General features: G+C 60.7%; 21 protein-coding genes and 2 pseudogenes. 13 read left to right on the top strand and 10 right to left on the bottom strand.

Annotation, left to right across the window (positions count from 1 at the left end):
* Positions 1-22: 22 nt before the first annotated feature.
* Entirely contained in the window at positions 23-964 is a 942-nt protein-coding gene (locus tag AC1DNW_RS05570) for an NmrA family NAD(P)-binding protein (protein WP_113307802.1), read from the top strand.
* Between the two features lie 89 nt (positions 965-1,053).
* Here the strand turns inward: AC1DNW_RS05570 and AC1DNW_RS05575 are convergent.
* Positions 1,054-1,451, bottom strand: a pseudogene (locus AC1DNW_RS05575) (transposase); the annotation flags it as partial.
* Positions 1,452-1,610: 159 nt separating this feature from the next.
* Between AC1DNW_RS05575 and AC1DNW_RS05580 the strand changes: the two are divergent.
* A complete protein-coding gene (locus AC1DNW_RS05580; protein ID WP_113307803.1) occupies positions 1,611-2,018 on the top strand; it encodes a hypothetical protein in 408 nt (135 codons plus the stop codon).
* A gap of 123 nt (positions 2,019-2,141) precedes the next feature.
* On the opposite strand, the gene AC1DNW_RS05585 is transcribed toward AC1DNW_RS05580, so the two are convergent.
* From AC1DNW_RS05585 to AC1DNW_RS05595, 3 genes are all read right to left on the bottom strand, one after another.
* Positions 2,142-3,050, bottom strand: coding sequence for an RNA polymerase sigma factor (locus AC1DNW_RS05585; protein WP_113307804.1), 909 nt, complete (start codon positions 3,048-3,050; stop codon positions 2,142-2,144).
* Positions 3,047-3,790: an SDR family NAD(P)-dependent oxidoreductase gene (locus AC1DNW_RS05590; RefSeq protein ID WP_113307805.1), complete on the bottom strand. Its 744-nt coding sequence runs from the start codon at positions 3,788-3,790 to the stop codon at positions 3,047-3,049. Before AC1DNW_RS05590 ends, AC1DNW_RS05585 begins: the two co-directional genes overlap by 4 nt.
* A gap of 519 nt (positions 3,791-4,309) precedes the next feature.
* Positions 4,310-4,927, bottom strand: a complete 618-nt coding sequence (locus tag AC1DNW_RS05595) for a TetR/AcrR family transcriptional regulator (RefSeq protein WP_113307806.1) — start codon at positions 4,925-4,927, stop codon at positions 4,310-4,312.
* Between the two features lie 103 nt (positions 4,928-5,030).
* On the opposite strand from AC1DNW_RS05595, the gene AC1DNW_RS05600 reads away from it, so the two are divergent.
* Genes AC1DNW_RS05600 through AC1DNW_RS05610 form a run of 3 tightly spaced genes read left to right on the top strand, consistent with a single transcriptional unit; the run spans position 5,031 to position 10,228 of the window.
* Positions 5,031-6,107 (top strand): efflux RND transporter periplasmic adaptor subunit, encoded by a 1,077-nt coding sequence (locus tag AC1DNW_RS05600; RefSeq protein WP_113307807.1) that lies wholly within the window; start codon positions 5,031-5,033, stop codon positions 6,105-6,107.
* Complete coding sequence (locus AC1DNW_RS05605; RefSeq protein ID WP_113307808.1) at positions 6,104-7,174, top strand: efflux RND transporter periplasmic adaptor subunit; 1,071 nt, start codon at positions 6,104-6,106, stop codon at positions 7,172-7,174. Before AC1DNW_RS05600 ends, AC1DNW_RS05605 begins: the two co-directional genes overlap by 4 nt.
* 12 nt (positions 7,175-7,186) lie before the next feature.
* Positions 7,187-10,228 carry an efflux RND transporter permease subunit gene (locus tag AC1DNW_RS05610; protein ID WP_113307809.1) on the top strand — a complete coding sequence of 1,014 codons (3,042 nt, stop codon included), beginning with the start codon at positions 7,187-7,189 and terminating at the stop codon, positions 10,226-10,228.
* A gap of 84 nt (positions 10,229-10,312) precedes the next feature.
* On the opposite strand, the gene AC1DNW_RS05615 is transcribed toward AC1DNW_RS05610, so the two are convergent.
* Entirely contained in the window at positions 10,313-11,083 is a 771-nt protein-coding gene (locus AC1DNW_RS05615) for an alpha/beta hydrolase (RefSeq protein WP_113307810.1), read from the bottom strand.
* A gap of 168 nt (positions 11,084-11,251) precedes the next feature.
* Between AC1DNW_RS05615 and AC1DNW_RS05620 the strand changes: the two genes are divergently transcribed.
* Complete coding sequence (locus AC1DNW_RS05620; RefSeq protein WP_113307811.1) at positions 11,252-12,277, top strand: AraC family transcriptional regulator; 1,026 nt, start codon at positions 11,252-11,254, stop codon at positions 12,275-12,277.
* A 42-nt stretch (positions 12,278-12,319) separates the two neighbouring features.
* Here AC1DNW_RS05620 and AC1DNW_RS05625 read toward each other — a convergent pair whose 3' ends face one another.
* Positions 12,320-13,222: a dihydrodipicolinate synthase family protein gene (locus AC1DNW_RS05625; protein ID WP_113307812.1), complete on the bottom strand. Its 903-nt coding sequence runs from the start codon at positions 13,220-13,222 to the stop codon at positions 12,320-12,322.
* A 14-nt stretch (positions 13,223-13,236) separates the two neighbouring features.
* Positions 13,237-13,872 carry a LysE family translocator gene (locus AC1DNW_RS05630; RefSeq protein WP_113307821.1) on the bottom strand — a complete coding sequence of 212 codons (636 nt, stop codon included), beginning with the start codon at positions 13,870-13,872 and terminating at the stop codon, positions 13,237-13,239.
* A gap of 506 nt (positions 13,873-14,378) precedes the next feature.
* Here AC1DNW_RS05630 and AC1DNW_RS05635 point away from each other — a divergent pair.
* Both AC1DNW_RS05635 and AC1DNW_RS05640 read left to right on the top strand, forming a co-directional pair.
* Entirely contained in the window at positions 14,379-17,660 is a 3,282-nt protein-coding gene (locus AC1DNW_RS05635) for an autotransporter domain-containing protein (RefSeq protein WP_477852171.1), read from the top strand.
* A 123-nt stretch (positions 17,661-17,783) separates the two neighbouring features.
* The gene (locus AC1DNW_RS05640; protein ID WP_113302024.1) at positions 17,784-18,614 is read left to right on the top strand and encodes a DeoR/GlpR family DNA-binding transcription regulator; all 831 of its coding nucleotides are present in this window, start codon (positions 17,784-17,786) and stop codon (positions 18,612-18,614) included.
* Positions 18,615-18,711: 97 nt separating this feature from the next.
* Here the strand turns inward: AC1DNW_RS05640 and AC1DNW_RS05645 are convergent, their stop codons facing one another.
* Positions 18,712-19,320, bottom strand: a complete 609-nt coding sequence (locus AC1DNW_RS05645) for a LysE/ArgO family amino acid transporter (protein WP_477852213.1) — start codon at positions 19,318-19,320, stop codon at positions 18,712-18,714.
* 100 nt (positions 19,321-19,420) lie between these two features.
* Here AC1DNW_RS05645 and AC1DNW_RS05650 point away from each other — a divergent pair, with 100 nt between their 5' ends.
* Positions 19,421-20,317, top strand: a complete 897-nt coding sequence (locus AC1DNW_RS05650) for a LysR family transcriptional regulator ArgP (protein ID WP_113307813.1) — start codon at positions 19,421-19,423, stop codon at positions 20,315-20,317.
* A 278-nt stretch (positions 20,318-20,595) separates the two neighbouring features.
* Here the strand turns inward: AC1DNW_RS05650 and AC1DNW_RS05655 are convergent.
* A pseudogene (locus tag AC1DNW_RS05655) lies at positions 20,596-20,664 on the bottom strand (GFA family protein); the annotation flags it as partial.
* Positions 20,665-21,020: 356 nt separating this feature from the next.
* Between AC1DNW_RS05655 and AC1DNW_RS05660 the strand changes: the two are divergent.
* From AC1DNW_RS05660 to AC1DNW_RS05675, 4 genes are all read left to right on the top strand, one after another.
* The gene (locus tag AC1DNW_RS05660; protein ID WP_113307814.1) at positions 21,021-22,148 is read left to right on the top strand and encodes an alpha/beta hydrolase; all 1,128 of its coding nucleotides are present in this window, start codon (positions 21,021-21,023) and stop codon (positions 22,146-22,148) included.
* A gap of 100 nt (positions 22,149-22,248) precedes the next feature.
* Positions 22,249-23,124, top strand: coding sequence for a hypothetical protein (locus AC1DNW_RS05665; RefSeq protein ID WP_113307815.1), 876 nt, complete (start codon positions 22,249-22,251; stop codon positions 23,122-23,124).
* 11 nt (positions 23,125-23,135) lie between these two features.
* Entirely contained in the window at positions 23,136-23,753 is a 618-nt protein-coding gene (locus AC1DNW_RS05670; RefSeq protein WP_113302018.1) for a DUF2272 domain-containing protein, read from the top strand.
* 461 nt (positions 23,754-24,214) lie between these two features.
* Positions 24,215-25,009, top strand: a complete 795-nt coding sequence (locus AC1DNW_RS05675; RefSeq protein WP_113311395.1) for a metallophosphoesterase — start codon at positions 24,215-24,217, stop codon at positions 25,007-25,009.
* A 31-nt stretch (positions 25,010-25,040) separates the two neighbouring features.
* On the opposite strand, the gene AC1DNW_RS05680 is transcribed toward AC1DNW_RS05675, so the two are convergent.
* Positions 25,041-25,949, bottom strand: a complete 909-nt coding sequence (locus AC1DNW_RS05680) for an AraC family transcriptional regulator (protein WP_113311324.1) — start codon at positions 25,947-25,949, stop codon at positions 25,041-25,043.
* Positions 25,950-26,009: the final 60 nt, after the last annotated feature.

Below are 26,009 nucleotides of genomic sequence, written 5' to 3' on the forward strand. Positions count from 1 at the left end.
CAACAACCGAAAGGAGACTGTCATGCGAATTTCTGTCGTCGGCGCCACGGGACGAGTTGGCGCCAAGCTGACCCGGACCCTGCTGAGATCAGGGCATCAGGTCAGAGCGTTGTCGAGAGGTGGCCCAGCGCTTGACGCACTGGTCGAGCTCGGAGCAGAGCCATTCCTGGGAAGCTTTGACACAGGAGCGGGAGACCTTGACCAATTTTTCCAGGGTGCAGATGCCGCGTTTCTCATGGTGAAGACCGATTGGAACAACATCGAGGGACACTACCCCGCTGTTGCCCAGCGCTTTGTCGATGCGCTCGAAAAATCCTCCGTCAAACTGGCCGTAAGCCTGACGGCCATGGGTTCAGACGTGAAGGGGAAAACGGGTCATTTCGAATGTTTCCACGATCTGGACGAAAAGCTCAACGAACTCGGCAATATCAATCTGGTCCACCTGCGCGCCGCCTGGTTCATGGAAGACGTGTCTGCGTGGACGGGACCGGTTGCCAAATACGGTCGAATTGCCTGGTTCTGCAAACCTGATTTGAAGATGCCTTGGGTGGCGACCGATGACATCGCATGGCTGGCAGCGAAGGAACTGACCAATCCGACGGGCAGACACCGCGTCACTCTCGAAGTCGGCTCGGAAGATGTTTCGATGAACGAACTGGCCGTGATCATTGGCAAGGAGATCGGCAGGCCGGTGGAGTACCGATACATCGAGACGACCCGCAAAGACGTGGAGGCTGAATTTCTGGCGCGGTTCGGGACGCCGGAAAAATGGCAGGACGACACGCTGAGTGCTGACGCTTTGAACAATGGCATCGTAAGGTTCCATGGGGAGCACGAGGATCGTCCGAAATTGCCCACGACGATGGAGGTCTTCATTGCTGGCGTTTGGAAGCCGCGTTACCTGGAGGCGGTCAGAGCGGGAAACCAACGAGAGACGTTTCCCATGTGGACCGCCAGAGACTAGCTAGATGTCATGCTGGTTTTTTGAACCCTCCCAGCAATCTCCAGTCTTTATTGGACGCTGCCGCAAATTATTAAATTGCGGCAGCGATATGCGAGGCAACGCTCCACCACCGTCTCGAACATATGTCGCAGGATATCGCTCTGCCGGAACCGGCCGTGCCGGTTCTTCGATAAGCTAGAGTGATCGGGCACCTTGTCGTCCAGGCCGAGGCGGCAGAACCACCGATAGGCGAGATTAAGGTGGACCTCTTCACATAGCCGCCGTTCCGAACGAATACCCATGCAGTAACCGATGATCAGCATCCGCATCATCGCTCGGGATCAATCCAAGGACGACCCGTGTTGCTGTAGAAAGGCTTCAACTGCGCTCGCACGCTGTCGAGTTCGAGATGACGGTCGATCCCGCGCAGCATGTGATCGACAGGGACGTGATCATCAAGGCAGAAGTCGTAAAAGAGCTGCACCGGAGCTGACTGACATCCCATCATCGCTCAATCCTGCGCAAATCAATGCGACGATTGAATCATGTCGTTATGGCTCCCGCAACACCGTGCCTCTGCTCGACTTTGGCTGATCATTCAAGTCTGTGTTTGCTAACGCACCGACGGACATCTAACTTCGATGCAATCAAAACTGAGGCCAGTCCATTGACCGAACACGATGATGATATCCAGTTCCATAACCTCAATCGAGAAGAACTACTTAGCTTGCTGGTACCAGGTGACATTCTTCATGCGGTTCATCATGACGGGCATGGAACGCCGCCATGTTTAGTCGTCTCGGTCGAGGCAGACACGATTACCACTCGCTCCGTCACGACACAGCAGCTGTACGTCTTCCATCGGAGGACTGGCGAAACGTTCTCCGGTGGAAATCAGCACGGTGCCACGATCAAGTCGGTCGAGCCGCTTCCAACCGAGATTCACAACACCCTGTTGGAATTAGACCGAAAATATAGGCTTGGTCACCGAAGCTCGAGTAGCGCAAAACTTACCGAAGGACAGAAGAAAGCGTTGCTATTCATCGCTGATCACTACGAACGTCATCGGATTTAAAACCACATTCTTTTGTGGCACAGAAGCCGTGGCGCAACGTTCGGGACGGAAGGCCGAAGCCGACTTTTTCAACGGTATCGGCGCATAGCCGACGTCGAGAAGGCACGCATTACTCAACGTCGGTCACCGCGATGCAGCCAGCACGACATCAGCCCCTTCAATGACATAGGTCGCATAGCGATGGTCGCGGATCAGGCTTATCTTTTGCTCCCGCCATTCGAGCAGCATGAAATAGGAAGAACCATCAGGCGGTTCGGCTGATACCAGCAATATTTCCCGGCCTTCCAGCCAGGCCGGTTCGATCCTGACCGGCGGATATTCGGCATAATAGGTGAAAAATCGACCGACGTCGGCGGCACCGGAGATTTCCGGCCGTCGCGCCTGACGAAGCCGAACATCCTGCGCCAGCAGGCGACGCAAAGCGTCCCAGTCCCGGGCGTTGAAGAGCGCTGCGAAGTTCAGGACCTCGGGGCTCGGCGGTGGCGGAACCTCGGACCGCACGTCGGAGATGGCGCGCAATCTCGCCCGACCGCGCGACAGATGGGCCTTGACGGCATCGACACTCAGTTCCAGCAGCGCTGCGATGTCCGCAAGCGACTCTCCCAGCACATCCTTGAGGATGACAGCGCTGCGTTGCGGCACCGGCAATTCTGCAAAGTGGCTGAGCGCCACCCGCACCGCGTCCTGCCGGATCAGCGCATCCTCCGCGCCGACAGCGCTGATATCGGCCAGATCGAAAGCCATCTCAATGGGCTCAGATCGCAGCGTGCTGCGTCGGCGCAGTGCATCTATGGCTCTGTTATGGACGATGCGAAACAGCCAGGGTCGCAGCGGCGTGTCCGGCGGGATCGAGCCGGCTGTCGCAAATACACTGGCAAACGCGTCCTGAATCACATCCTCGCCGTCGATGACAGAACCCACCAGACGGGCAGCATAGCGATGCAGTTCGGGGCGAAGCGCATCCGCTTCGCTGGCGAGCGCTGCGAGCAGTGCTTTCCTCTCCTCGTCTTCGAGAGCAGCGTCTTCTGTCATTCGATGACCGTCACACCCGTATCCCCACGCACCGCGTAGACCATGGCCTCGGCGAGAGCAGTCCTGCCGATCAGGTCGGCGACCATATCGCCAAAAGCCCACGGCGTCATGTCCGGCCAGGTGGCGGCCTGTTCGGCAAATGTCCGACCCGCCGCCGCAGCATAGGCACCGATGCCGGTATCGCCCACACCGGTTCCGGCAAACATCTGCCGGGGAACGATGACCCGGAAGCGCAGACCCAGACTGAGTTGCGCCGACAGGCCCTCGGCATATTTTGCAATGAACCACTGCGCGCGCTTGGCACCCGCATAACCGCCCGATAGCGGCGACCCTTGCACGGCGGCTCCGCTGGAGACCAGGACGACAAGCCCGCCCGGCGCCATCGGCAGGGTCAGAGCAGCCTGCACCCAATGCAGCGCTGCCTTGACGTCCACATTCCAGTTGGCCGTGAATGCCTCCCAGCCAATCCTGTCGATCCGTTCCATGGGCGGTTCCGCACCGGCATTCATGATGACGACATCAGGTCGCGTCTGCTCCATGATCCGCCACGCCGCGTCGACATCGGTTGCATCAGCCGATATGGCGGTGACGGTCGATTGCTCGCCTGACCCCTGCGCGGCATCAGCGTTTCGGGCGACGACGGTGACTTCGGCCGCGCGAGCCACGAATGCCTCGGCGAGCCCCCTCCCCAGGCCGCGGCTCCCGCCGACGACCACAATTCGCTTTCCTTCCAGATCCATCTCTCAGTCCTCATTCGGGTCGGGTTCCGACCGCTCGACGACGGTCGCAACAACGACGTTCCAACGAGGCGAAAAGAGTCATAGCCATTTGCGATTTGTGGGGGCCAGTGTCCAAAAGTCTGGCTCGACCGAAATTCGAGGGTGATCGATTGCGAATGGATTTCCGCGCCGGTCATGACGGCGGATTACAAATCGAAAGGTTTCACGATGGGAAGAGACGGGTGGCTGTGCGCTCGGCAAAGGCTTTTAGCCACCGTCAGCGTCGTGCGCGGTAAATGATATTTTGAAGCCGGTTCATTCTGTCAGAGATCAGCCCGGTCTCTACTGAACCAAAGACCCCTCCCCAACCCCTCCCCACAAGGGGGAGGGACTAAACCGGAGCACCGCCCCGCTTCTTCCGAAACATCAGAATTCTGGAAAGCCAGGGCGGCAGGTCAGCCCCTCCCCCTTGTGGGGAGGGGTTGGGGAGGGGTTTTTCACCCTGAAGATGCCGCATTGGCCCACCAGCCACGGTGCCGATCAGGCCAACAACCCGTGGAGGACGAGATCGATATGCGCTTTCACATAGGCGGTCTTGTCGAGAACTCGCCGCTCGTCGAAGAGCAGCTTGAAGAACAGGAAGGTGATGGCCGGCGCCACGACGGCATCGGAGAACGCAGCCGGTCCCGATCGGAACTCGCCGAGCCTTACGCCGTCATCGATAATGGACTGCAATTGCCCGTCGAGAGGATCGATGAATGTCTCGTGGTGCCTGTCGACGATCTGGGGGAAGCGCAAGCCTTCGGCGATGACGAACCGCATCATCTCGCGCAATCGGCGATCGCTGATCATGAGATCGTAGATCTGCTCGATCGTCTTCTGGAGCCGCTCCACGGCGGTGCCCTTCTGTTGATTTACCCTCGCCAGAAGACCTTCCAGGGGCACTGAAATGTGCCGGATCATCGCTTCGAAAAGCTGCTCCTTGGTCTCGAAGTAAACATAGACGGTTCCCTTCGTGACCCCGACCCTGCTGGCAATGTCTTCGACACGCGTCGCGACATAGCCGCGCTCGACGAACTCTTCGAACGCCGCATCCAGGATCTCTATGGGCCGGCGGGCCTTCTGCTCGGCACGCGTCAGTTTCTTCGTATCTAGCATGGCTCACCTTGAGCGTTTTTCGTGGTCAAGCGTCAAGAAATTTTCATTGACTGATGGGTTAGTCAATATTATTCGTCTGCCGAACCGATGCAAGAGGTAAATCATGAAAACTGTCCTTGTTGCCGCCTGGCTGGGCGTCAGCGCAGTCGCGCTCGCCTCATGCGATGAGCAAAGCGCGAGTGAGGCAAAGCCCAGAAATGTGGAGACTGTCGTGGCCAAGGTCACGCCAACAGTCGAAAGCAACGCCATCACCGGCGAGGTCAGCGCCCGCGTCGAAAGCGACCTTTCCTTCAGGGTCAGCGGGCGCATCGTCGAGCGTTTCGTCGATGTCGGATCGTCGGTGAAGGCGGGACAGGTGCTGGCGCGCATGGACGCCGAAGAGCAGAAGGCCGATCTCGGCGTCGCCACCGCGAACCTGCAGTCGGCAGTGGCTCAGCAGACGCAAGCCCAGCTGGCATTCGACCGGCAGCAGAACCTCTTCAGGACGCAGGTTGCGACCCGGGCGGCACTCGATCAGGCGCAGGAAGCGCTGCTGACCGCCCAGGGCAGCGTGAAACTCGCGCAGGCTCAGCTCGATACGGCACAGGACGCGCTCTCCTACACGGAACTGCGCGCCGATGCCGATGGCGTCATCACCGCCAGAAACGCCGAGGTTGGCCAGGTCGCGCAAGCGGCGCAACTCATCTTCACGCTTGCGCATGATGGACCGCGCGACGCCGTCTTCAACGTCTTCGAGTCCCTTTATCTCGGCCGAAACCTTGAAAACACGGTCGCCGTCAGCTCCCTCTCGGCGCCATCGCACAAGATAGAAGCTTCCGTGCGCGAAATCTCACCCACGATCGACCCGTCGACCGGAACGATCAGGGTCAAGGTGGGCCTCGAAGCGACGCCCGACATGCAGCTTGGCGCGCCTGTCGTCGGCTCCTTCCGCTCCAAGGCGCAGAACGCGATCGAATTGCCGTGGTCGGCAATGGCCTCCAAGAGCGGCCAGCCGGCCGTCTGGATCGTCGACCCCGCCTCCTCGAGCGTGTCGCTGCATCCGGTCGATGTCTCCGATTATGAGACCGGCCGTTTCGCGGTGCGCGCGGGTGTCTCCCCCGGAGACATCGTCGTCGTCGACGGCACGAAATTCCTGCGATCGGGCGAAGTCGTCGCATACGGCAAGGGAGCCGCAGAATGAAGATCCGTATTACAGCCGGCCTTGCGATCCTCGGGTCACTGCTGCTGGCTTCCTGCCAGAAGCAGGAGGAAGCGCATGAGCAGCCGCCGCGTCCCGTCCTTTCCGTCGTCGTCAAGCCGACCGCGGCCTCCGCACTGACCCTGCCGGGCACGGTCCAGGCCAGGATCGAGACCCAGCTTGCATTCCGCGTCCTCGGACGGGTCATAGCGCGCAAGGTCAGCGTCGGCGATGTCGTCAGGAAGGGCGATGTCATTGCTGCCATCGATCCGCTGGCGCTGGAGCTTGCGGTCAAGAGCTCGCAGTCCGAGCTTTCGAATGCCCAGGCGCAGTTGGCGAATGCCGCATCGTCAGAAGAACGCCAGCGCTCCCTGCTCGCGAGCCGATCGGGCAGTGAAGCAGCCTATGAAGAGGCCGAACTCGGGCGCAAGAGCGCCATAGCTGCGGTCGCCAAGGCGCAGGCCAATCTGGACAAGGCCGAAGAGCAGCTTGGATACACGCAGCTCAGGGCGGAATTCGACGGCGTCGTGACGGCGACTTCGGCCGAAGTGGGTCAGGTCGTGGCCGCCGGCCAGAGCATCGCCACCATCGCCCGCCCCGAACAGAGCGATGCAGTGATCGACATACCGGTCGCAAGCTTCGATGGTCTCAAGGTGGGATCGCCCTTCGAGGTCGCCCTCCAGCTGGACCCGACCATCCGCACGAGCGGCACGGTCAGGGAGATCGCGCCGGAAGCCGAGGCGACGACGCGCACGCGGCGCACGAAGATAACGCTCGTCGATCCGCCGCCAGCCTTTCGCCTGGGCTCGGTCGTCACGGCAACCGCAACCGTCCATGCTGAGCCGATGATCCTGCTCCCCTCCTCCTCCATCCTGACGAAGGATGGAAAGCCGAACGTTTGGGTGGTCGATACCGCCGCCGCCAAAGTTTCCATACGCCCGATCAGGATCGTTGGAGACATCGTCGAGGGAGGCTCCGTCCGCATCGCCGAGGGCGTCAGCCCGGGCGATCGCGTCGTCGTCGCCGGTGTTCACAAGCTTGTCGATGGCCAGGCCGTCAGAGTAGACTGAGGAATAATCCCCGTGAAAAAATTCAACCTGTCCGACTGGGCGCTCGAACATCGTTCGCTCGTCTGGTACTTCATGATCGTCTTCATTCTGGCCGGCGCCTTTTCCTATATCGGTCTCGGCCGCGAAGAAGATCCCAATTTCACCATCAAGACCATGATCATCCAGGTGCAATGGCCTGGCGCGTCTGCCGAGGAAGTGACGAAACAGGTCACCGACCGCGTCGAAAAGAAGCTCGAGGAACTGGAATCGCTCGATTTCACCCGCAGCGAGACGGTTGCCGGGCAGACGACGATCTTCGTGGAACTCCTGCCGACGACCAAGGCCAAAGATGTGAATGCCATCTGGGTGCGCGTGCGCAACATGATCGGCGACATCAAGGGAGATTTCCCGAGCGGCGTTATCGGGCCGTTCTTCAACGATCGCTTCGGCGATGTCTTCGGCAATATCTACGCCTTCACCAGCGACGGGCTGACACAGCGCCAGCTTCGCGATCTCGTCGAGGACGCGCGCGCAAAAGTGCTGACGGTTCAAAATGTCGGCAAGGTGGATGTTATCGGCGCGCAGGACGAGGCGATCTATCTCGAATTCTCCACGCGCAAGATCGCAGCACTCGGGCTTAACCAGCAATCGGTGATCGAGACACTGCAGGCGCAGAATGCCGTCACACAGTCGGGCTTCGTCGACGCCGGTCCCGAGCGCATCGCCTTGCGGGTGAGCGGCCAGTTCACCTCGGAGGAAAGCCTGAAATCGATCAATCTTCGTGTCAACGATCGCTTCTTTCCGCTGACCGATGTCGCGACGATCAAGCGCGGCTATGTCGATCCGCCCTCCTCGCTGTTCCGGTATAACGGCCAGCCGGCCATCGGGCTCGCCATCGGCATGAAATCAGGCGCAAACCTGCTTGAATTCGGCGAAGCGCTCGACAAGGAGATCGAGCAGGTCACGGCAGACCTTCCGATCGGCGTAGACGTCGAGCGCGTCTCCGATCAGCCTGCCGTCGTGGATGAGGCCGTGTCGGGCTTCACGCGTGCGCTGTTCGAGGCGATCGTCATCGTGCTTGCGATCAGCTTCATCAGCCTCGGTGTTCGCGCGGGGCTCGTGGTTGCCATCTCCATTCCGCTCGTGCTGGCGATCACCTTCCTCGTCATGGCCTACTCGGGTATTTCGATGCAGCGTATTTCGCTGGGCGCGCTGATCATCGCCCTCGGTCTTCTGGTCGATGACGCGATGATTGCCGTGGAAATGATGGTGGCCCGCCTGGAGGTCGGCGATGACCTCCGAAAAGCGGCGACATATGTCTATACCTCGACCGCCTTCCCGATGCTGACAGGTACGCTGGTGACGGTCGCGGGCTTCATCCCCGTCGGCCTCAACTCTAGCGCCGCCGGCGAATTTACCTTCACCCTTTTCGTGGTCATCGCCGTCTCGCTGCTGGTGTCATGGGTCGTCGCGGTCCTGTTCACGCCGCTGCTCGGCGTGACCATCCTTCCGAAGACCATGAAATCGCATCATGACCAGAAAGGCCGTTTTGCACGGGCCTTTGCGTGGCTGCTCAGCGTGGCCATGCGCTGGCGCTGGATAACCATCGGCGCGACCGTGGCAACCTTCGCTCTTTCCATCGGCGGCATGAGCCTGGTGCAACAACAGTTCTTCCCCTCCTCCGACCGGCCCGAACTGATCGTCGACTGGAACCTGCCGCAGAACAGCTCGATTTCGGAAACGAACAAGCAGATGGCCAGGTTCGAAAGCGAGATGCTGGCCAACAACGGGGATATCGACCACTGGACGAGCTATGTCGGCCAGGGCGCTCCCCGCTTCATCCTGTCCTTCGATGTGCAGACGCCCGATGTCTCGTTCGGCCAGACCGTGATCGTCACCAAGGGGCTCGACGTCCGCGACAAGGTCAAGGAAGAGCTGCAGGCCTATCTGACGAAGACCTTCCCCGGCACCGACGCCTTCGTAAAGCTGCTCGACATCGGCCCGCCGGTCGGCAAGCCCGTGCAATATCGCGTCAGCGGGCCTGACATTCAGAAGGTCCGTGATCTCTCTCACCAGCTTGCCGGCATCGTCGGGCAGAATCCGCTGCTGTCCAACATGACCTTCGACTGGAACGAACCATCGCGCGTGGTCAAGGTCGATGTACTCCAGGACAAGGCACGTCAGCTGGGCGTCTCGTCGCAGGATATCGCAACGGCGCTCAACAGCATCGTCGAGGGATCGGCGGCCACGCAGATCCGCGACGACATCTACCTCGTCGATGTCATCGGCCGCGCCCAGACCTCGGAGCGAGGGTCGATCGAGACGCTGCAGAACCTTCAGCTTGCCGGCTCCAACGGCAACTCCGTGCCCTTGTCCGCGGTTGCGAAATTCCACTACGAGCTCGAGCAGCCGACGATATGGCGGCGCACGCGCACGCCGACCATCACCCTCAAGGCTGCGGTCATAGGACCGACGCAACCGGCGACGATCGTCACCGAACTGCAGCCGAAGGTCGACGAGTTCCGCAACGGCCTTCCGAGCGGCTACCGCGTCGTCGATGGCGGCTCGGTCGAGGAAAGCGCGAAAGCGCAGGGGCCGATCGTGGCGGTAGCGCCGCTGATGCTGTTCGTCATGGCGACGATCCTGATGATCCAGCTGCAGAGTTTCAGCAGGCTGTTTCTGGTGTTCGCCGTTGCCCCCACCGCGCTGATCGGCGTTGTTGCAGCGCTGCTCTTCAGTAATTCGCCCATGGGGTTCGTCGCCATCCTCGGTGTCCTGGCGCTGATCGGCATCCTGATCCGCAACTCGGTGATCCTCATCGTCCAGATCGAACACCTTCGAAGCGAGGGCATGCCACCCTGGCAAGCCGTCATCGAAGCGACGGAGCATCGAATGCGCCCGATCATGCTGACGGCGGCCGCAGCGACGCTCGCGCTGATCCCGATCTCCAGGGAGATATTCTGGGGGCCGATGGCCTACGCGATGATGGGCGGCATTGTCGTCGGCACGGTCCTGACGCTGCTCTTCCTGCCTGCTCTGTATGTTGCCTGGTTCCGAATACCCCGCGAAGCCTGACAACATCAGGCCCGTCCGGATCACTCCGGGCGGGCCACCTATCGGTTACCACGCGGAAACCGATAGCGTCGCATTGCGGTGGGCCTATTTCGCGCCCGCAGCGGATTCGATGACCGCCGCCACCTCTTCGGCGTGCGACGCCAGCGAGGCATGGCTGCCGTCGACGGTCGTGACCTTGGCCTTCATCCGTTCGGCAAAGAAGGTCTGAGCGTGCGGATCGAGGAGTTGATCCTGTGCACTGAGAACGTACCAGCTCGGCTTGACATGCCATGCGGCGATCTTGGTGACCTCGTCGAAGGCGGTGTGATTGAGCGGCATCTGATGGGTGGCCAGATACTCGCCGATATTCTTGGGCAAGTCGCCTGCCACGGCGCTTGGGAATACTGCCGGATCGATGGTCAGATAGCCCCTGCCGTCGGCCCGGATGGCCTTGACGCCGGCGGTCGCCGGTCCGCTTGCCGCCAGCGCCGAAACCGTTTCACCCTTGTCAGGCGCGAAGGCCGAGACATAGACCAGGGACGACACCTTGGCATTGATGCCGGCTTCGCCGATCACCACGCCAGCCCAGGAATGACCGACGAGAACGGTCGGTCCATCCTGCGCATCGAGTGCCGCATTCGTGGCGGCGACATCGTCGGCAAGCGAGGTCAGCGGATTCCTGACGGCGGTCACCTTGTAGCCTTTGGCCGTCAGAATGGCGGCGACGCCATTCCAGCTCGTCTCGTCGACGAAGGCGCCGTGAACCAGCACGATATTCTTGACGACGCCGGCGGGAAGCGTCGGCTGGGCGGAAGCCGGCGCAGCACCGAAAACAGCGGTGGACAGCATCAGGGCGGAGAAAATGAGGTTTTTCATTGGGGGCTCATTTGGTTGCATTTACTGCGGGGTTGATTTCAGTCCGGATAATCTGCAATATCCTGGCCATCGGCAGGCCTGTCAGAACCATCCGCTCATTTTTTCATAAGCATCTGTATGTTCAGGATTTTATTCGCTGAACACACCCAAAACATAGGATCTGAAGCGATGAGGCGCCATGACCCGAACCCCGCAAGTCATGCTCCATCGTCCGGAAATGCGAGCATGCTTGCGGCCCGGGTCGATCTCCTGTCGCAGATACTGACGCTGATCAGGCTTGAGGGAGAGCTGGTGTTCGCGGCGGAGCTGACACAACCTTGGGCGTTGCGCTTCGAGCCCGGATCGGCCTATTTTTTCGTCGTTCTCGAGGGCGAGCTGACAGTTCTGGCTGCCGACGGACCACCGATCCGCGCCGTGACCGGTGATCTGGTCATGCTGCTGCGCGGCGTGGGGCATATCCTGAGCGACGGCGGCGGTTCAGCCGCGGCGCCGGTGAGCCAACTGATGGGCGAGCAGTTCACGACCGAGCGGCTGAGCGTGCGCCACGGTGGCGATGGCGCCCGAACCAAACTTATCGCGGGCGCTTTTCATTTCGAGAACGAGTCCATGCCCTGGGTCGTCTCGTCGCTGCCGGCCGTGATCCACATCCCGAAGGCGGGAGGCCAGACGGCAAGCTGGGCGGAGGGTCTCGCTCATTTCATGATGGTCGAGGCGCAGGAGGTCCATCCCGGCTCGTCGATCATGATCTCGCGGCTCATCGACGTGCTGGTCATCCGGATCCTGCGCACCTGGGTGCAGACGGAAAAGGCCGGCGATACCGGCTGGCTGGGCGCGCTGGCCGATCCGCGCATCAGCCGCGCCCTGAAAGCCATCCACGACGAGCCATTCCGGCGCTGGAGCGTGGTCGAGCTTGCGCATGTGGCGGGCATGTCGCGCTCGAGCTTTGCCGAACGCTTCTCCGCGCTGGTCAAGGAAGCGCCGCTTTCCTATCAGAGCCGGTGGCGGCTGACCCTTGCGCTCAACCTGCTGCGCCAGGCCGATTCAAGGGTCAGCGACGTGGCGCGACAGGTCGGTTACGATTCCGACGCGGCATTCAGCAGGGCCTTCAAAGCACAGTTCGGCATTGCTCCAGTGCATGCCAGGCTGGCCACTCCGCCGGAGTTGCAACCGAGCCAGGTTCAGTCTGACAGCTAGGTTGAGGGCTCATCTTCCGGCTCCGTTACCGAGGTCCTGGCCCTAGCGGCCGACTGCGGCGCCGAGGTTTGCAAGCGCTTCACGCACCCGCTCACGCGCCTGCTCCGGAAGGCCGAGCACCGGGCGCGGCGGCGTAAACCGGCCGAGGCCGATGAGATCGGCAATCGTAAACATGACGCGGAAACTGCCGAATTCCTTGAACAGCGCCCAGAGCGGCGCGAAGGCATCGTCGATGCGTCTTGCCTCGCTCGCGTCGCCTACCTGAGCGGCCCTCGTCAGCTTCAGTGCCTCGGCGGGCAACAGTCCGCCGGCAACGCTATACCAGCCATCGGCGCCTGCAAGAAGCGCATCCGCTGCACCCCAGTCGCCACTATAACCGACCGCGAAATCATCGGGCGTCACCGAACGGAGACTTGCGATCTCGGCTGCGATATCGCCATTGGCAGGCAGCGGCATCTTCACCGCTTTGACGGTGCCGAGCTTGGCGAGCCGGGCGATCAGCTCGGTGCTGAAGGTGAATTTCGTCGTGCCCGGATTGTTGTAGATGCAGAGCGGCAGCTGCCCGACATCGGCCACGGCAGCGAAATGCTCGTAGACCTCATTGTCCGTCAGCGGCGTATAGGAGACCGGCGCCAGCAGCAGGCCATCCGCCCCGAGCGCCCGCGCATCATCGGCCAGCGCCTGCGCTTCATCCGTCCTGAGCGCCCCGACGCCGACGATGACGGGGATCTTGCCGCCGACGGCAGACATGGCCGTATCCACCGCGCGGCGTCGCTGGTCGCGCGACAGGAAGGCATAAGCGCCGGTGCTGCCGAGCAGCCCGATGGAATCGGCGCCGGCGGCCTGAATCCGGGTCAGCAGCGCGGCGAGCGCGCCGGTATCGGGGATGCCGGAGGCATCAGTCGGCGTGATCGGAAAGGCGGAAAGACCGTGGAAAAGCGGCATCGACAACGTCCCTTCTATGCGCGTGACAGCAGGAGTTTCATGCCCGCCGCACCGAAGACGAGCGCCAGCGTGCCCTCGATCCAGCGCCGCGCGTGGCGATACATGCGGATCATCGGCGCAGTGGAAAAGACCAGCGCATAGCCGCAGAAGATCGTGACGCTGAGAATGGCGCAGCCCGCAAGGATGATGGCGACGGTCGTCGGCGTCGCGCCGGGGCCGAGGCCGAGCGTCATGGTCGCGATCCAGCCGAGCAGGGCTTTCGGGTTGGTCAGATGCATGAGCAGGCCGCGGCGATAGAGGCTGAACCCAGAGGCCGGCCTGATGGCATCGATCGCCCTGCCCTGCTTCTCATCGGAGGTCATGGCCGATTTGCCGGCCTTGTAGGCAAGGAACAGCAGGTAGAGACCGCCGAAGACCTTCAGGATGATGAGCGCCTGGACATATTGGGCAAGAATGGCAGAAACCCCGGTCGCCGCCATCGAGCCCCAGAAGAGCGAGCCGCTGACGACACCTGCGGCGATCATCAGCGCCGACTGGCGACCCTGATGCATGGCCACGCCCATGATGCGCATGTTGCTGGGGCCTGGGCTGGCTGCGGCGATGATATAGGCGGTGAAGACAAGCGCGAGATGATGCGGATCGAATGACATTCTGATTTCCCTGAGAGGTATGCAGCCGCACATGCCGTTCAGGAGCTTGAACGCGATCAGCCACATCACGCAAGCGATGACGGCTTCGAGAATGCGCCGGGAAACCGGCCGTGAAAAGATGGTGCGAAGCCAGGTCGCACCATATCCCAACGAAAACTTGTCTCCGTGACATTACCCGGCATCGACAGGCGCGATCAGCGCCGGCCCGAAACCGCAATTGATTTTCGGAAAGATTGATGTGGAGATTCAAATCATTATGTCGATTTTTATGCGTCCGGATGGACGCGCAAATGGTGCTCCAGGCTCACACGATGGAATGGCGCCTTCCACCGGCCAACTCCAATTTTGCACCAAGCCACTAGCCTGCAAAATGATTGTCCGGCCCAAAATGTAAAAAAACTGACATTGAAGTATGAAAGATGACGTCCCGTTAATCGCCGCACGGTGTTGGGAGATTTTTCGGCTTCTCGCACTCGTGTGGAATTCTTATTTCAGCGGGGTGTGACGTGTTTATCCAAAATGCAATTTCGAGGCCTGTTACCAAGAGGCGTGAACTGACAGTTCGCCTGCTATCGGGTGCAGCCCTATCCATATTGGTTGCCGGTTCGGCTCATGCAGGCGATGGCACCCTTCGGCTGCTGTCGCTGAATATCTGGAACCAGTTCAAGCAGACGCCTGCACTGACCAGGGATTTCATGGTCGCGGGTAACTGGGACGTGCTGATGTTTCAGGAAGCCAACGGCAGCAGATACGTCTCCGACATTCCCGGCATGCTGCAGAATGCGGGGCTTGGAACCTATAGTGGCCAATTGATCGGTGACGTCGGCGTGATCTCGCGACTTCCCGGCACCTATGGCACCTATACCGCTCCGGGTCTCAGCTCCCAGGGACGCTACGTGAACTATCAGGTTCTCGACGGCGAGGCCGGACGGCCGGTGACGACAGTCGGAACGGTTCACTTCGATTACGCCGACAAGGCAGACCAGCGCGTCAAGGAAGCCAAGGCCCTGAACGCCTGGGCGAAGTCTTCAGCCAATCCGGTGATCGTGAGCGGCGATTTCAATGCCGGCGACGTATCGGAGCGCGGCCTGCATTCGAAGAGCCAGCAGGAATTGCTGCTGCGCATCTATACGAAAAACGCCAACTCCTTCTATTACAGCCTGCTCCAGCAATATGCCAAGGACAAGACGGCGCTGGACAAATTCATCGCCGACTGGAGCCCGAAGAACGACGCGGCGATCGATGCGGCGACCATTCCCTCCGGCCTTTTCGAGGACGAGACCTATCCCGTCGCCGGCAACACGCCGCAGACGATGAATGTCCTCAAGAAGCAGTTCATGCTTCTCCAGACCGACCGCGAAAGGGAGCAGTTCAAGCCCCACGAACTCAATGACGGCAGCGTAACCTGGCCGTCGGCGGGCGAGGACGATACGAACACCTGGGGCAGCTGGCACCGGGTGAAGATCGATCACTTCCTGGCCTCACGGCCGTTCGGCAAGTGGTACACGATCGCAGATGACCCCAACGATCCCTATCTGGGTGTCATCCGTGACGTCTATGTGACCAAGCCTGATGGCACCAAGGCGCCCCTGTCCGACCATGATCCGGTCGCCCATGAATTCAAATGGATCGGACCGAGCCTGCAGACCTATCAGCAGACGGTCAACGGTGCACAGGTCGACAAGACACGTCTCGTATGGGGCAAGGACGCCACGACCTTTGCCGGTAACGGCAAGGAATTCTACCTGTCGCGCAACAACATGCGCCGCGACGTCTATCTCGGCCAGGTTTCCGATGCGGACGGCAAGCCGATCCTGACCGGCCTCACCGAGGCCGAGAAGAAGACCTTGCTCGACTGCAAAAGCAAGGATCCGCGCTTTGCCCAGGCCATTATCGACTACTGCATCGACGATCACAGTTTCATCGGCGAGACATTGGTTACTGATGGCGGCACCGTTATCGTCGACGAGGACCTGGCTCTCGGCGGCACCGAGGCGAACCTGCGTCTCGATAATGGCGCGCTGCGCATCGCCGGCACGGGAATGAAGAAACTTGACAGGTCTGTGGTCCTGGAATCCGGCGGCGGCACGCTCGATGTCGCCAATACGGCCAATGCCGTTGTCGTGGACCGGGCAATCTCGGGCGCAGGCAGTCTGACCAAGACGGGCCAGGGCACGCTCAATCTGACGGCGACCAATACCTATACCGGTGACACCAGCGTCAAGGGCGGACGCCTTGCGGTCAACGGCTCCATCGCAACATCGGGCATGACCACCGTCTATGACGGCGGCGTACTCGGCGGCAACGGCACTGTCGGCAACCTTGCCGTCGCGAATGGCGGCAGGATTGCGCCTGGCAATTCGGTCGGGACGCTGCACGTCGCCGGCAATCTCAACCTTGCGTCGGGCTCCGTCTACGACGTCGAAATTGACGAAACCGGCAGGACCGATCAGATCATCGTCACCGGCCAGACGGTGATTGCCGCGGGTGCGGCCGTCAATATCGTGGCGGGCGCCACCTACAAGCCGCTCACGAACTACTCCATTCTCACTTCGAACGCCGGCATCACCGGCTCCTTCGATGCGATCACCTCGAACTTCGCCTTCCTGGACCCCGGTCTGACCTATGGAGGCAACAGCCTGACGATGCGGCTGGAACGCAACGCTACGGCCTTCGCCGACGTCGCGACGACGTCAAACCAGCGCGGTGCGGCCTACGGTATCGACAGCCTCGGCTTCGGCTCCACCGTCTACGATGCGATCATATCGCTCGATGCGGAAAGCGCCCGTACGTCTTTCGCCCAGCTGGGCGGGGAAATCCATGCATCGACCTACAGTGCGCTGCTCGACAACAGCGACATCGTCCGCGACGGTGCATTCGATCGCCTGCGGTCGAGAATGGGCGTCACCGATCGGGCCGTGACCGAAGCCGAAATCGGCGCGGACACCCCTGCCGGCCGTGAGCAGGCGCTCGGTATCTGGAACAAGAGCTACGGAGCCTGGACGAAAAAGGACAGCGACGGCAATGCCTATGGCGTGGACCATTCCGCGGGCGGAATCATCGTCGGCGCGGACGGAACGCTCGGCAACGATTGGCGGGTCGGCGTGTTCGGCGGATATGGCCGCACGGCCGTTTCCATCGATACGCTGGCGTCGAAAAGCGACACCGATCAGATCGATCTCGGCGTCTATGCCGGCACCAATCTCGGTCCGGTCGGCATTCGGTTCGGTGCTGCCCATACATGGAACAGTATCGATAGCGCCCGTTCGGTCTTCCTCCCGACCTTCAGCGAGCGGCTGACCGCCGACTACAACGCCTCGACATCGCAGGTCTTCGGCGAAATCAGCTACCAGCAGTCGATCGGAACCGTCATGCTGGAACCCTTCGCCAATCTCGCCTATGTGAATTTCCGCAACGACGCTTTCTCCGAACACGGAGGCGCAACGGCGCTTTCCGTCGAAGGCACGACCCAGCAGGCGATCTTCACGGAAATCGGTCTCAGAGCCGCAACGGAGTTCAACCTGCAGGAAACGGTTGGAAGACTGCAGGGCTCGGTCAGCCTGCGTCATGCCAATGGCGATACCAAGCCAGAGACGAAGATGGCCTTTTCGGGCGGCAGCTCGTTTGACGTAAACGGTGCGCCGCTTGCGGAAAATGTTGCCGTGGTCAACGCCGGCGTGAATTTCGATCTCGGCTCGAACGCCGCCCTGGCCGTCTCCTATACCGGCCAGTTTGGTTCCGGCGCCAGCCAGAACGGCATCAATGGCTATCTCGGCGTCAGGTTCTGACGCCTTGCCGCATTATTCTTCCTGAATTAGTTTTCATCAAATGAGTTTTCACCCCGCACGCCGCTTGATAAGCGTTGTGCGGGGTTTTGATATGCTGAACACCCCGGAAAGGCCGGCACCACGATGCATTTTGCAGACAATCACGATGATGGCGGCAAGAAGGAGCGCCGGCAGGATTTTCTCATCCGTTATCTTGAGCAATATCAGTATATCTCGCTCGACGACATCGTCTCGCTCTGTTCCGTGACGGCGCAGACCGCGCGTCGCGATATCATGGCGCTGGAACGGCAGGGCAAGCTGCGCCGAACACATGGCGGGGCTGTCATTTCGCTTCCGATCGAAACCGGCATCTATCATCAGCGTCGCGTCAACAATGCCGAGGCCAAGCGCCAGATTGCCAACAAGATAGCCGAGCTTCTCCCGGACAACTGCTCGGTTTTCATCGACACCGGAACGACTTGCGAAGCAATTGCCCGGGCGCTCACGGTGCGCCGGAACCTTCGTGTCGTGACCTATAGCCTGAGAGTGGCGACGACCCTCAGCGAAAACACGGATTTCACGATAGCCGTTCCCGGCGGCTTCATCCGCAATGTCGATGCGGCGGTCTTCAGCGAAAATGCGCAGAATTTCATCCGGGCATTCAAGTTCGATTATGTCATCATCTCCGTCAGTGGCGTCGATAATGACGGCGACATAGGCGACGACGACTACGCCGAAGTGTCGGCTGTTCGCGCCGCCATGGGTCAGGCGGCCCGCGTCATCCTGGCGGTAGACAGCACCAAATTCGAACGCCGTGCACTCGTTCGTCTCGGGTCGATCTCCGAGATGGACATTGTCGTCTCCGAAGCGAGGCCAACCGAAAGGTTGCTGTCACTGCTGGACGGCAGCAAGACTGTCTATCAGGTGGCGAATATGGACAGCAATTCTTCAGGCCTCGTCGCAAAATCGGCGTGACATCCTGACGACAGCTCCGTTGCAAAGCCCCCTGGATCGGGAGCGGGCCGGCTCTCCTCTGATCGGCCCATTTCCGCACCGGAGCGCCCCTGCCCCCTCACATGCCGTTCAGGAGCCTGAACGCGATCAGCCACATCACGCAGGCGATGATGGTTTCGAGAATGCGCCAGGAAACCGGCCGCGAAAAGATGGGGCGAAGCCAGGCAGCACCATATCCAAGCGAAAAAAAGAACAGGAAGGAGCCGGTCACGGCGCCTGCGGCGAACGCCGCCTGATGCCCGGCAAAACGCGTCGAGATCGTGCCGAGCAGGATCACCGTATCGAGATAGACATGCGGATTGAGCCAGGTGAGCGCAAGGCACATGGCCATGGTCTTGCCGAAGCTCGCCCCCGCCCCGTTCGAAACCTGCAGCACGCCCGGTGACCGCACCGCCGAATACAGGCTTTTTGCCCCATACCAGATGAGAAATGCCGCCCCGCCATACCGCATGACCGGATCGAGCCAGGGCATGAGATCCACCACCTGTTTCAGGCTGGTAACGCCGATGACGATGAGGATCGCATCGGAGAGAGCACAGGCGAGGCAGACGGCAAACACATATTCGTTTCGCAGCCCCTGCCGCAGGACGAAGGCATTCTGTGCGCCGATCGCCACGATCAGGCTGAGGCCGGCGGCCAAGCCGGTGAAATAGGTCGTAAGGTCCATGATATCAGAGGTTTCCGTCCCGTTGCTGAGACGCTTCATAGACGGATCACCCGGATTAGGCTAATTAATCATCCTTACGTCAATTAAGCGCAACTTACCCATGATCGATTATCCCGCCCTTCGCGTGCTGCTCGCCGTCGTCCAGACCGGCAGCTTCGAAAAGGCCGCCGCCGTGCTGAACGTCACGCCATCGGCCGTCTCCCAGCGCATCAAGCAGCTTGAAGAGCGCCTGGGTGCCGCCCTCGTCGTGCGCGGAACGCCGTGCACGGCAACGGAAAAGGGCGACTGGCTCTGCCGCCACATGGAAAATGTCGGCATGCTGGAAAGCGAATTGCTCGAACACCTGCCGGCACTCAGCGACCGAGACAGTCCCGAGCAACGCGTCACGCTGCAGATCGCCACCAGCGCCGACAGCCTCGGCACCTGGTTTCTGGAGGCGATGGCGGATTTCTCGAAAAGCTCGAACTACCTCCTGAACATTTCCATCGACGATCAGGACCACACGGCCGAATGGCTCGAACGCGGCCGTGTCATCGCCGCCGTCACAAGCATGGAAAAGCCGGTCTCCGGCTGCCGCCGCTACTCGCTCGGCGCGCTACGCTACCACGCGACCGCCAGCCCCGAATTCGTCCGCCGCTATTTCCCTGACGGCGTCACCCCGCAAGCGCTTGCCCGCGCCCCGTCCATCACCTTCAACCAGAAGGACCGCCTGCAGGCGGAATGGATCCGCCGCACGTTCGCGACAGATATCAACGCACCGACGCACTGGCTGCCGACCGCACAGGGCTTCCTCGATGCCAGCCTGCTCGACATGGGCTGGGGCATGATCCCGACCCACCTGACTGAGGACCACATCAAGGCCGGTCAGCTCGTCGAACTGATATCAGGCACGCCTCTCGATGTCGTGCTCTACTGGCAGATCAGCCGTCTTGCCGCAGACCGGCTTACGGCCCTGACGCAGAAAGTGATCGAGGTGGCGAGACGGTCGCTGGTGTGAGGGTGACGTGCGGGTGCAAACAGCTGCTGCTTTGCGCCAAAAGCGGAGGTGGATGACATATCCACCAACCAGTGCCGGGAACTCTGGGCGGTCGTGCTAATCCCCACGCTATCACTACCTCGAAGGGCCAGATCCCAAATTTACCGAGAAACTGTCGTCTTTACTTCGGGCCGGTGCAGCTGACTAAATCCATTGAATATCCGCATTTGTTACCGCCGTACGTACTGTAGCGAGATACGGTAGAGGTGGTACAATTTGCCGCTGCCCAGACCTTCAGGCGCGCTTGCGCGGTAGCGCACGGCACCGCACTGGCAGCCGCCGCTCACTTCCATCTCGATGCGTTTCATCTTTTCTCCTTCAAGAGGCGGGTTGGGCTTCATCTCTTCCAGGTTTTCGTCTTCTGATCGTACCGGCTGAGGAATACTCTCTCGGTGGATCGCCGAACGGCTCTTCGCATGGATCATGCCGGACCACATGAATTCTCGGACGAACTCCGGGATAACCCGATTCCTGTTGCAATCGCCACTAAATTGCATTAGCTAATTCTTGAGGAAATATTCAAAGAAAAATTGAATACTGCAAAATCCACATGGAAAGGCGCAATTAATACGCCAACCGTGGCGGGATTTACTGTCTGCTTGCTATTGCAATCATCGTGCAACGAGAGCCGCATCGGTCGCGCCATCCGGAGGCGAAGAGGATCATGATAAAGACGGTTTACTTCGCAACCAATCGTCAGCCGCTGCTCGATCCCACAGATCCGCAGCATCAGCGGATCATCGGCTTCGGTTCCGAACTCGGGCCGACCAGCGGCATCGATGTGCGCTACGGAAGCGCCAAGGTCGACGTCAATCTGTCGAAGAAGACGAACGTGCTCGTGCCGGGCTCGCTCGCCGTTGCCAGTCAGCAGCTTCTCTTCGCCGAGGGAGAGGCGCCGACGCTCGGCAGCGACACGATCTTCGACGCCATCCGCGCCTCGATGAAGACCGACAACAAGCCGACGATCGCCTTCATCCACGGCTTCAGCAACAGTTTCGTCGATTCCGTCGAGCGCGCCGGCTGGCTGAGCGCCTTCTACGGTCTCGACGTCAACATATTCGTTTTCTCCTGGCCGTCGATTGCCGCGCTCCTGCCCATACCCACACCGTTTGGCGATTACGCCCATGACCGAAGGACCGCGGAGGCATCGGGCATGGCGATCGCCAGAACCCTGCGTCGCCTGAGCGACTTCGTCGACAAGCTCAGTCAGGAAGAGCGCTGCGATCAGGCCATTCACCTGATCTGCCACAGCATGGGCAATTATGTCATGCGAAACGCGCTGCAGGCGCTGATGAAACTGCCCGAACCCGCCTCCCCGACACTCTCGGCCGTCAATGCCATGACCTCGCTTGACGGCGCACCATCATCCTCCCTGCGCCGCTATTTCGACAAGGTGATCCTGGCTGCCGCCGACGAGGATGCCGACGCCTTCGACGACCCCCAGAAATTCAAGTTCCTGCCGCGGATCTGCAGGTCGATCACCGTCTATTATTCGGAGAAGGACTGGATTTTGAGCACGCTCAGCAGCGGCACGAAATTCAACGGACCGCGCCTGGGCGCCGAAGGCCCCGACAATATGGGCACCATCAGCGACAAGGTGACGGCCGTCGATGTCAGCGCCATCCTCGCCCCATCGGAGCCGGAGAACCACCAATATTACCGCGTCTTTCCGCAGATGCGCGACGACATAAAGGCGGTCCTTACCGGCACGCCGCCCGAAAAGATCGCCAATCGCCAGGCGATCGGGCAAGCCAGGTGGCGGATCGTCAAGAGGGCTGGAAGAGGCGGGTAAGCAACAGCAGACCTGCCGCAACTTACGAAAATCCGAAATTGCAGAATTAAGGACGACGAAACATCCAATCTTCCACGTGTCTCGATCAGAGGGGGCGTCGATGGCAATCGAATTCGTAATCGAACGCAGTGACAGGACCTACAAGGCAAGAGCAGACGGCGCGGCAGCGTTTTTCATCGGGCTGTCGACCCATTTCCGGGACAGGAGCTCGGGCGAGGATTTCCACGGGCTTTTCAACGTTCCGACAAACGGGCTTCCGAAGCTGCTCTATTCCGCCGCGGATCAGAGACCGGCATTCGGATTCTGGGCTGATTTCATTGAGCCGACCTCGAAATGCGAGGGCGGCAACTACCTGACGCTCAATACCTATGATCGCGCCAAATTCACCTTCGGCTTCGGCCAATTTGCGGCGCATGTGCCGGACGGCGATTTTGTCGTCTACTTCCGCGACATGCTGGGGCGACCCGAGGCCAGGGATTATTTTCCGGACCTGATGGTCAAAGGCGGCCGGATCGTCAGGCTCTCGACAATCGGGGAAGCTCAGCTCGAAAACGCGAGCTCGACGAAGCCCCTGATGAATTACCTCAATCCGACGACCACGCATATCGAGGATGACGAAGTCGTCGCATCCGCCAAGTTCATACACTGGACCGCCAACCATGCGGCCGCCCAGGCATTGCAGGCCTTTCACATGATCGGGACATTCAAGGACAAGATGGCGGCTGCGGACCGAAATCTCGGGCTCGACGGGCGAGCCGCGGATCGATGCGCCATCATCTGTGACATTCTGCACCAGGGACGGGCAAAATATCCGGCGATCCGCCAGGCGCTTGGGACGGGTACGCGGGATGCCTTGCTGGCACTTGGCTCGATTGCCTATCCCGACCGCATCAAGACCTTGAAGACCGCTCTGGATAAAGCCGGAGCGGTCCTGACCGGCAAGCATTGGAGCGCATCGAAACAGGATTTTGTGTGAGGGAGAGCGCCATGTCGTTTAACGAGGAACTTGTCAAAGTCACGTCTGACGAATGGGAAAGATGGGGATTTTCCGCAGCCCCCCTTCACAGGCCGAAGGCAATCGCGGGGCTGGAGGGAAAGCAGCCCTTTGTGGGATTTGTGCATGACTACTGGGTAGTGGTGAACCGGCCTGAGCGCAACGGCCTGACAGACAAGCCATGGTCTGCCGCTTTCATCTCATTCTGCTTCAAGACGGCCAATGCCGGAGACGATTTTCCCTACAGCGAAGGCCACTACGGCTATTGCCAGAAGATCCTGAAGGGAATGAGAGCCGGAAATCCCAAAATCACGATCGAGAAACCGGCAGAGACCGATCTGAAGCTCGGAGACCTGATCTGGGCCGGCCGATCGGGCACGGGATGCGGCACACCACCGCAAAGCTTTGACGGCGCGCTGACGGCGCTTCGAAAGAGGGACGGCTTCTTCTGCAGCCATGCCGATATCGTCGTCGCGATCCGCCCCGGCGAAGTCGACGTCATCGGCGGTAACGTGTCGGACTCCGTGACCAAGACGACCTATGTCACCAACAATGGCAAGATCGCGGATCCGCGTCACGCCTGGGTCGGCGTTATCAGGAATACGCTCTGAGCTTTTGAAACGACGCATCACGCCTTCCGAAAATCGGCTCCGATTTCCGGGCCGATACTGTTGGCGAAGGCGACGAATGAGCCCGCTCACCTTCCCCATCTGGGTTTTGAACCTGGAGTCAGCATTCGGGCGCGGCTGGCAGGCGGAGCTTTATGCTCATCAAAAAACCCCTCCCCAACCCCTCCCCACAAGGGGGAGGGACTAACCCGAGGCGCCCGCATTGCTCCTTCCAAAACGTCGAAGAAGTGGAAAGCGAGTGCGGCAGTCTAAGCCCCTCCCCCTTGTGGGGAGGGGTTTGGGGCGGGGTCTTTCTCCCCAGCACAATCGCCCTCAAGAAACGACGCGAACCTGTTTCAGCCGTCGCGTCGGGTACATCCATTTTCGTCACGATCTGCACCTTCTCCGCCCACTTGGCGCAGCTCATAAACAATGCCATACCGAACGCCACGACGGAGCCATCGATGACCGGGACCGCTTCTCTTCACACATTTGCCATCGGCGATGTCCACGGGCGTGCCGACCTGCTGGAGGAGATGCTGTCAGGCATTGCCGGCAAGGCGCGTGACGAGACGATCGACTACCGGATCGTCTTCCTTGGCGACATCATGGACCGTGGGCCGGAGAGCCGCAAAGCGCTGGATCTCGTCATCGCGACGCTGCGCGACAGGCCGGGCTCGAAACTGATACGCGGCAATCACGACGCCCTCCCTCTTCAGATCCTCGACGAGATGGACCCGGCCGTTCAGGCAGATCTTGTGAACCACTGGCAAGACCTCGGAGGCAGCGAGGCGATGCTGTCCTACGGCCTGCCCCGTGGGGCAGCCATCACCGCAGACGAGATCCGCCGCAGGTTTGGAGACGAGCGCCTGCAATGCCTGCGCGCTGCGGAACGCTATGTCGAACTCGACCACCACATCCTCGTCCATGCCGGCCTGAAACCCGGCATTCCCCTGGCCGAGCAGGATGCGCACACGCTGACGTGGATTCGCGGCGAGTTCCTGAACGCCAGCGCCTCGTTCGGCAAGATCGTCGTCCACGGGCACACGATTACCGCAAGCGAACGCGTCGAGATTTTCCCGAACCGGATTGCCATCGATACCGGCGCCTTCGCGACGAATATCCTGTCCGCGCTTCACATCAGCCCTTCAGGTGATGTCGCGGTGCTGCAGGTAGCGGAAGTCCGCCCCGGTTCGTGCCATTTTCAGGAAGGCAGGCCCCTCAAGCGGTCTCATGATGATGCGGATATGCTTTTCTAGGATTGGGCAGAGCGAGACGGGGTGAACGGGGTCAATTCGGCTCTCGTCTGAACGGCACGAGATTGGACGCAGAACCCTTCGCAAGATCCGGGCCGGCAAGCTCGCCCGGTTCCGCGCGCCAATCCGCCGTGATTTCCAGCCTGCGCGGGCTCGCCGGCATCTGGTCGCTGAAATAGCGCGTCGGCGTTGTTCCGAGCATGCGGCGGAACATGGCGATGAAGGCGCTGACGCTTTCATAGCCGAGATCGCCGGCAATGACGGTCACGAGCTGCCCTGCCGCGAGCCGCTGCAGCGCGACGCCGATATGCAGTTGCTGACGCCAGCGCACGAAGGACATGCCCGTCTCCCGCTGGAACAGGCGGCTGAGCGTCCGGTTGCTTGCGCCGACCCGTGCACCCCATTCGTCTATGGTGAACCGCAACCCGGGCTCGGCGACCATCGCTTCGGCCAGCCGCTGCAGCCGGCGGTCAGTGGGCATCGGCAGATGAATCGGCTCGAGCGGTGCTGCCCTCAGCTCATCGAGAAGCACGCCAACCAGACGGTGAAGCCGCTCCGGCTCCATCTCCGGACTGTCGGGGCGCGGCTCCAGGCGAAAAATCAGTTCGCGCAGGAAGGGCTGGACAAAGAGAATGCCGCATTCGTCCTTCAGGCCGCCGGTCAATCTCGCGTCGACATAGAGATTGCCGATCTTGACATGGCCGCAGACGCGGCCGCTATGGGAGGTGCCGCCCGGGATCCACAGCGCGCAGTTCGGCGGCACCGTCCAGACACCGCCGGCCGCCCTCATCGTCAGCACGCCGCTCATCACGTAAAGCAGTTGCGCCTTGCCGTGGCGATGCGGCTCGGACTCGCCAACGAAGGTCGTCTCGGTGATGAAACTGAAGGCCGGGCGCGACACCTCGTCGATCACGGAGGGGTCAAATCTATCCTGAATATTCATTGCCGATCCTCACAGGCAAACTCAACCGACGGCGTATTGCTCTATCACAGAAGCCGGAGG

The organism is Rhizobium sp. 05L429, assembly GCF_056397645.1.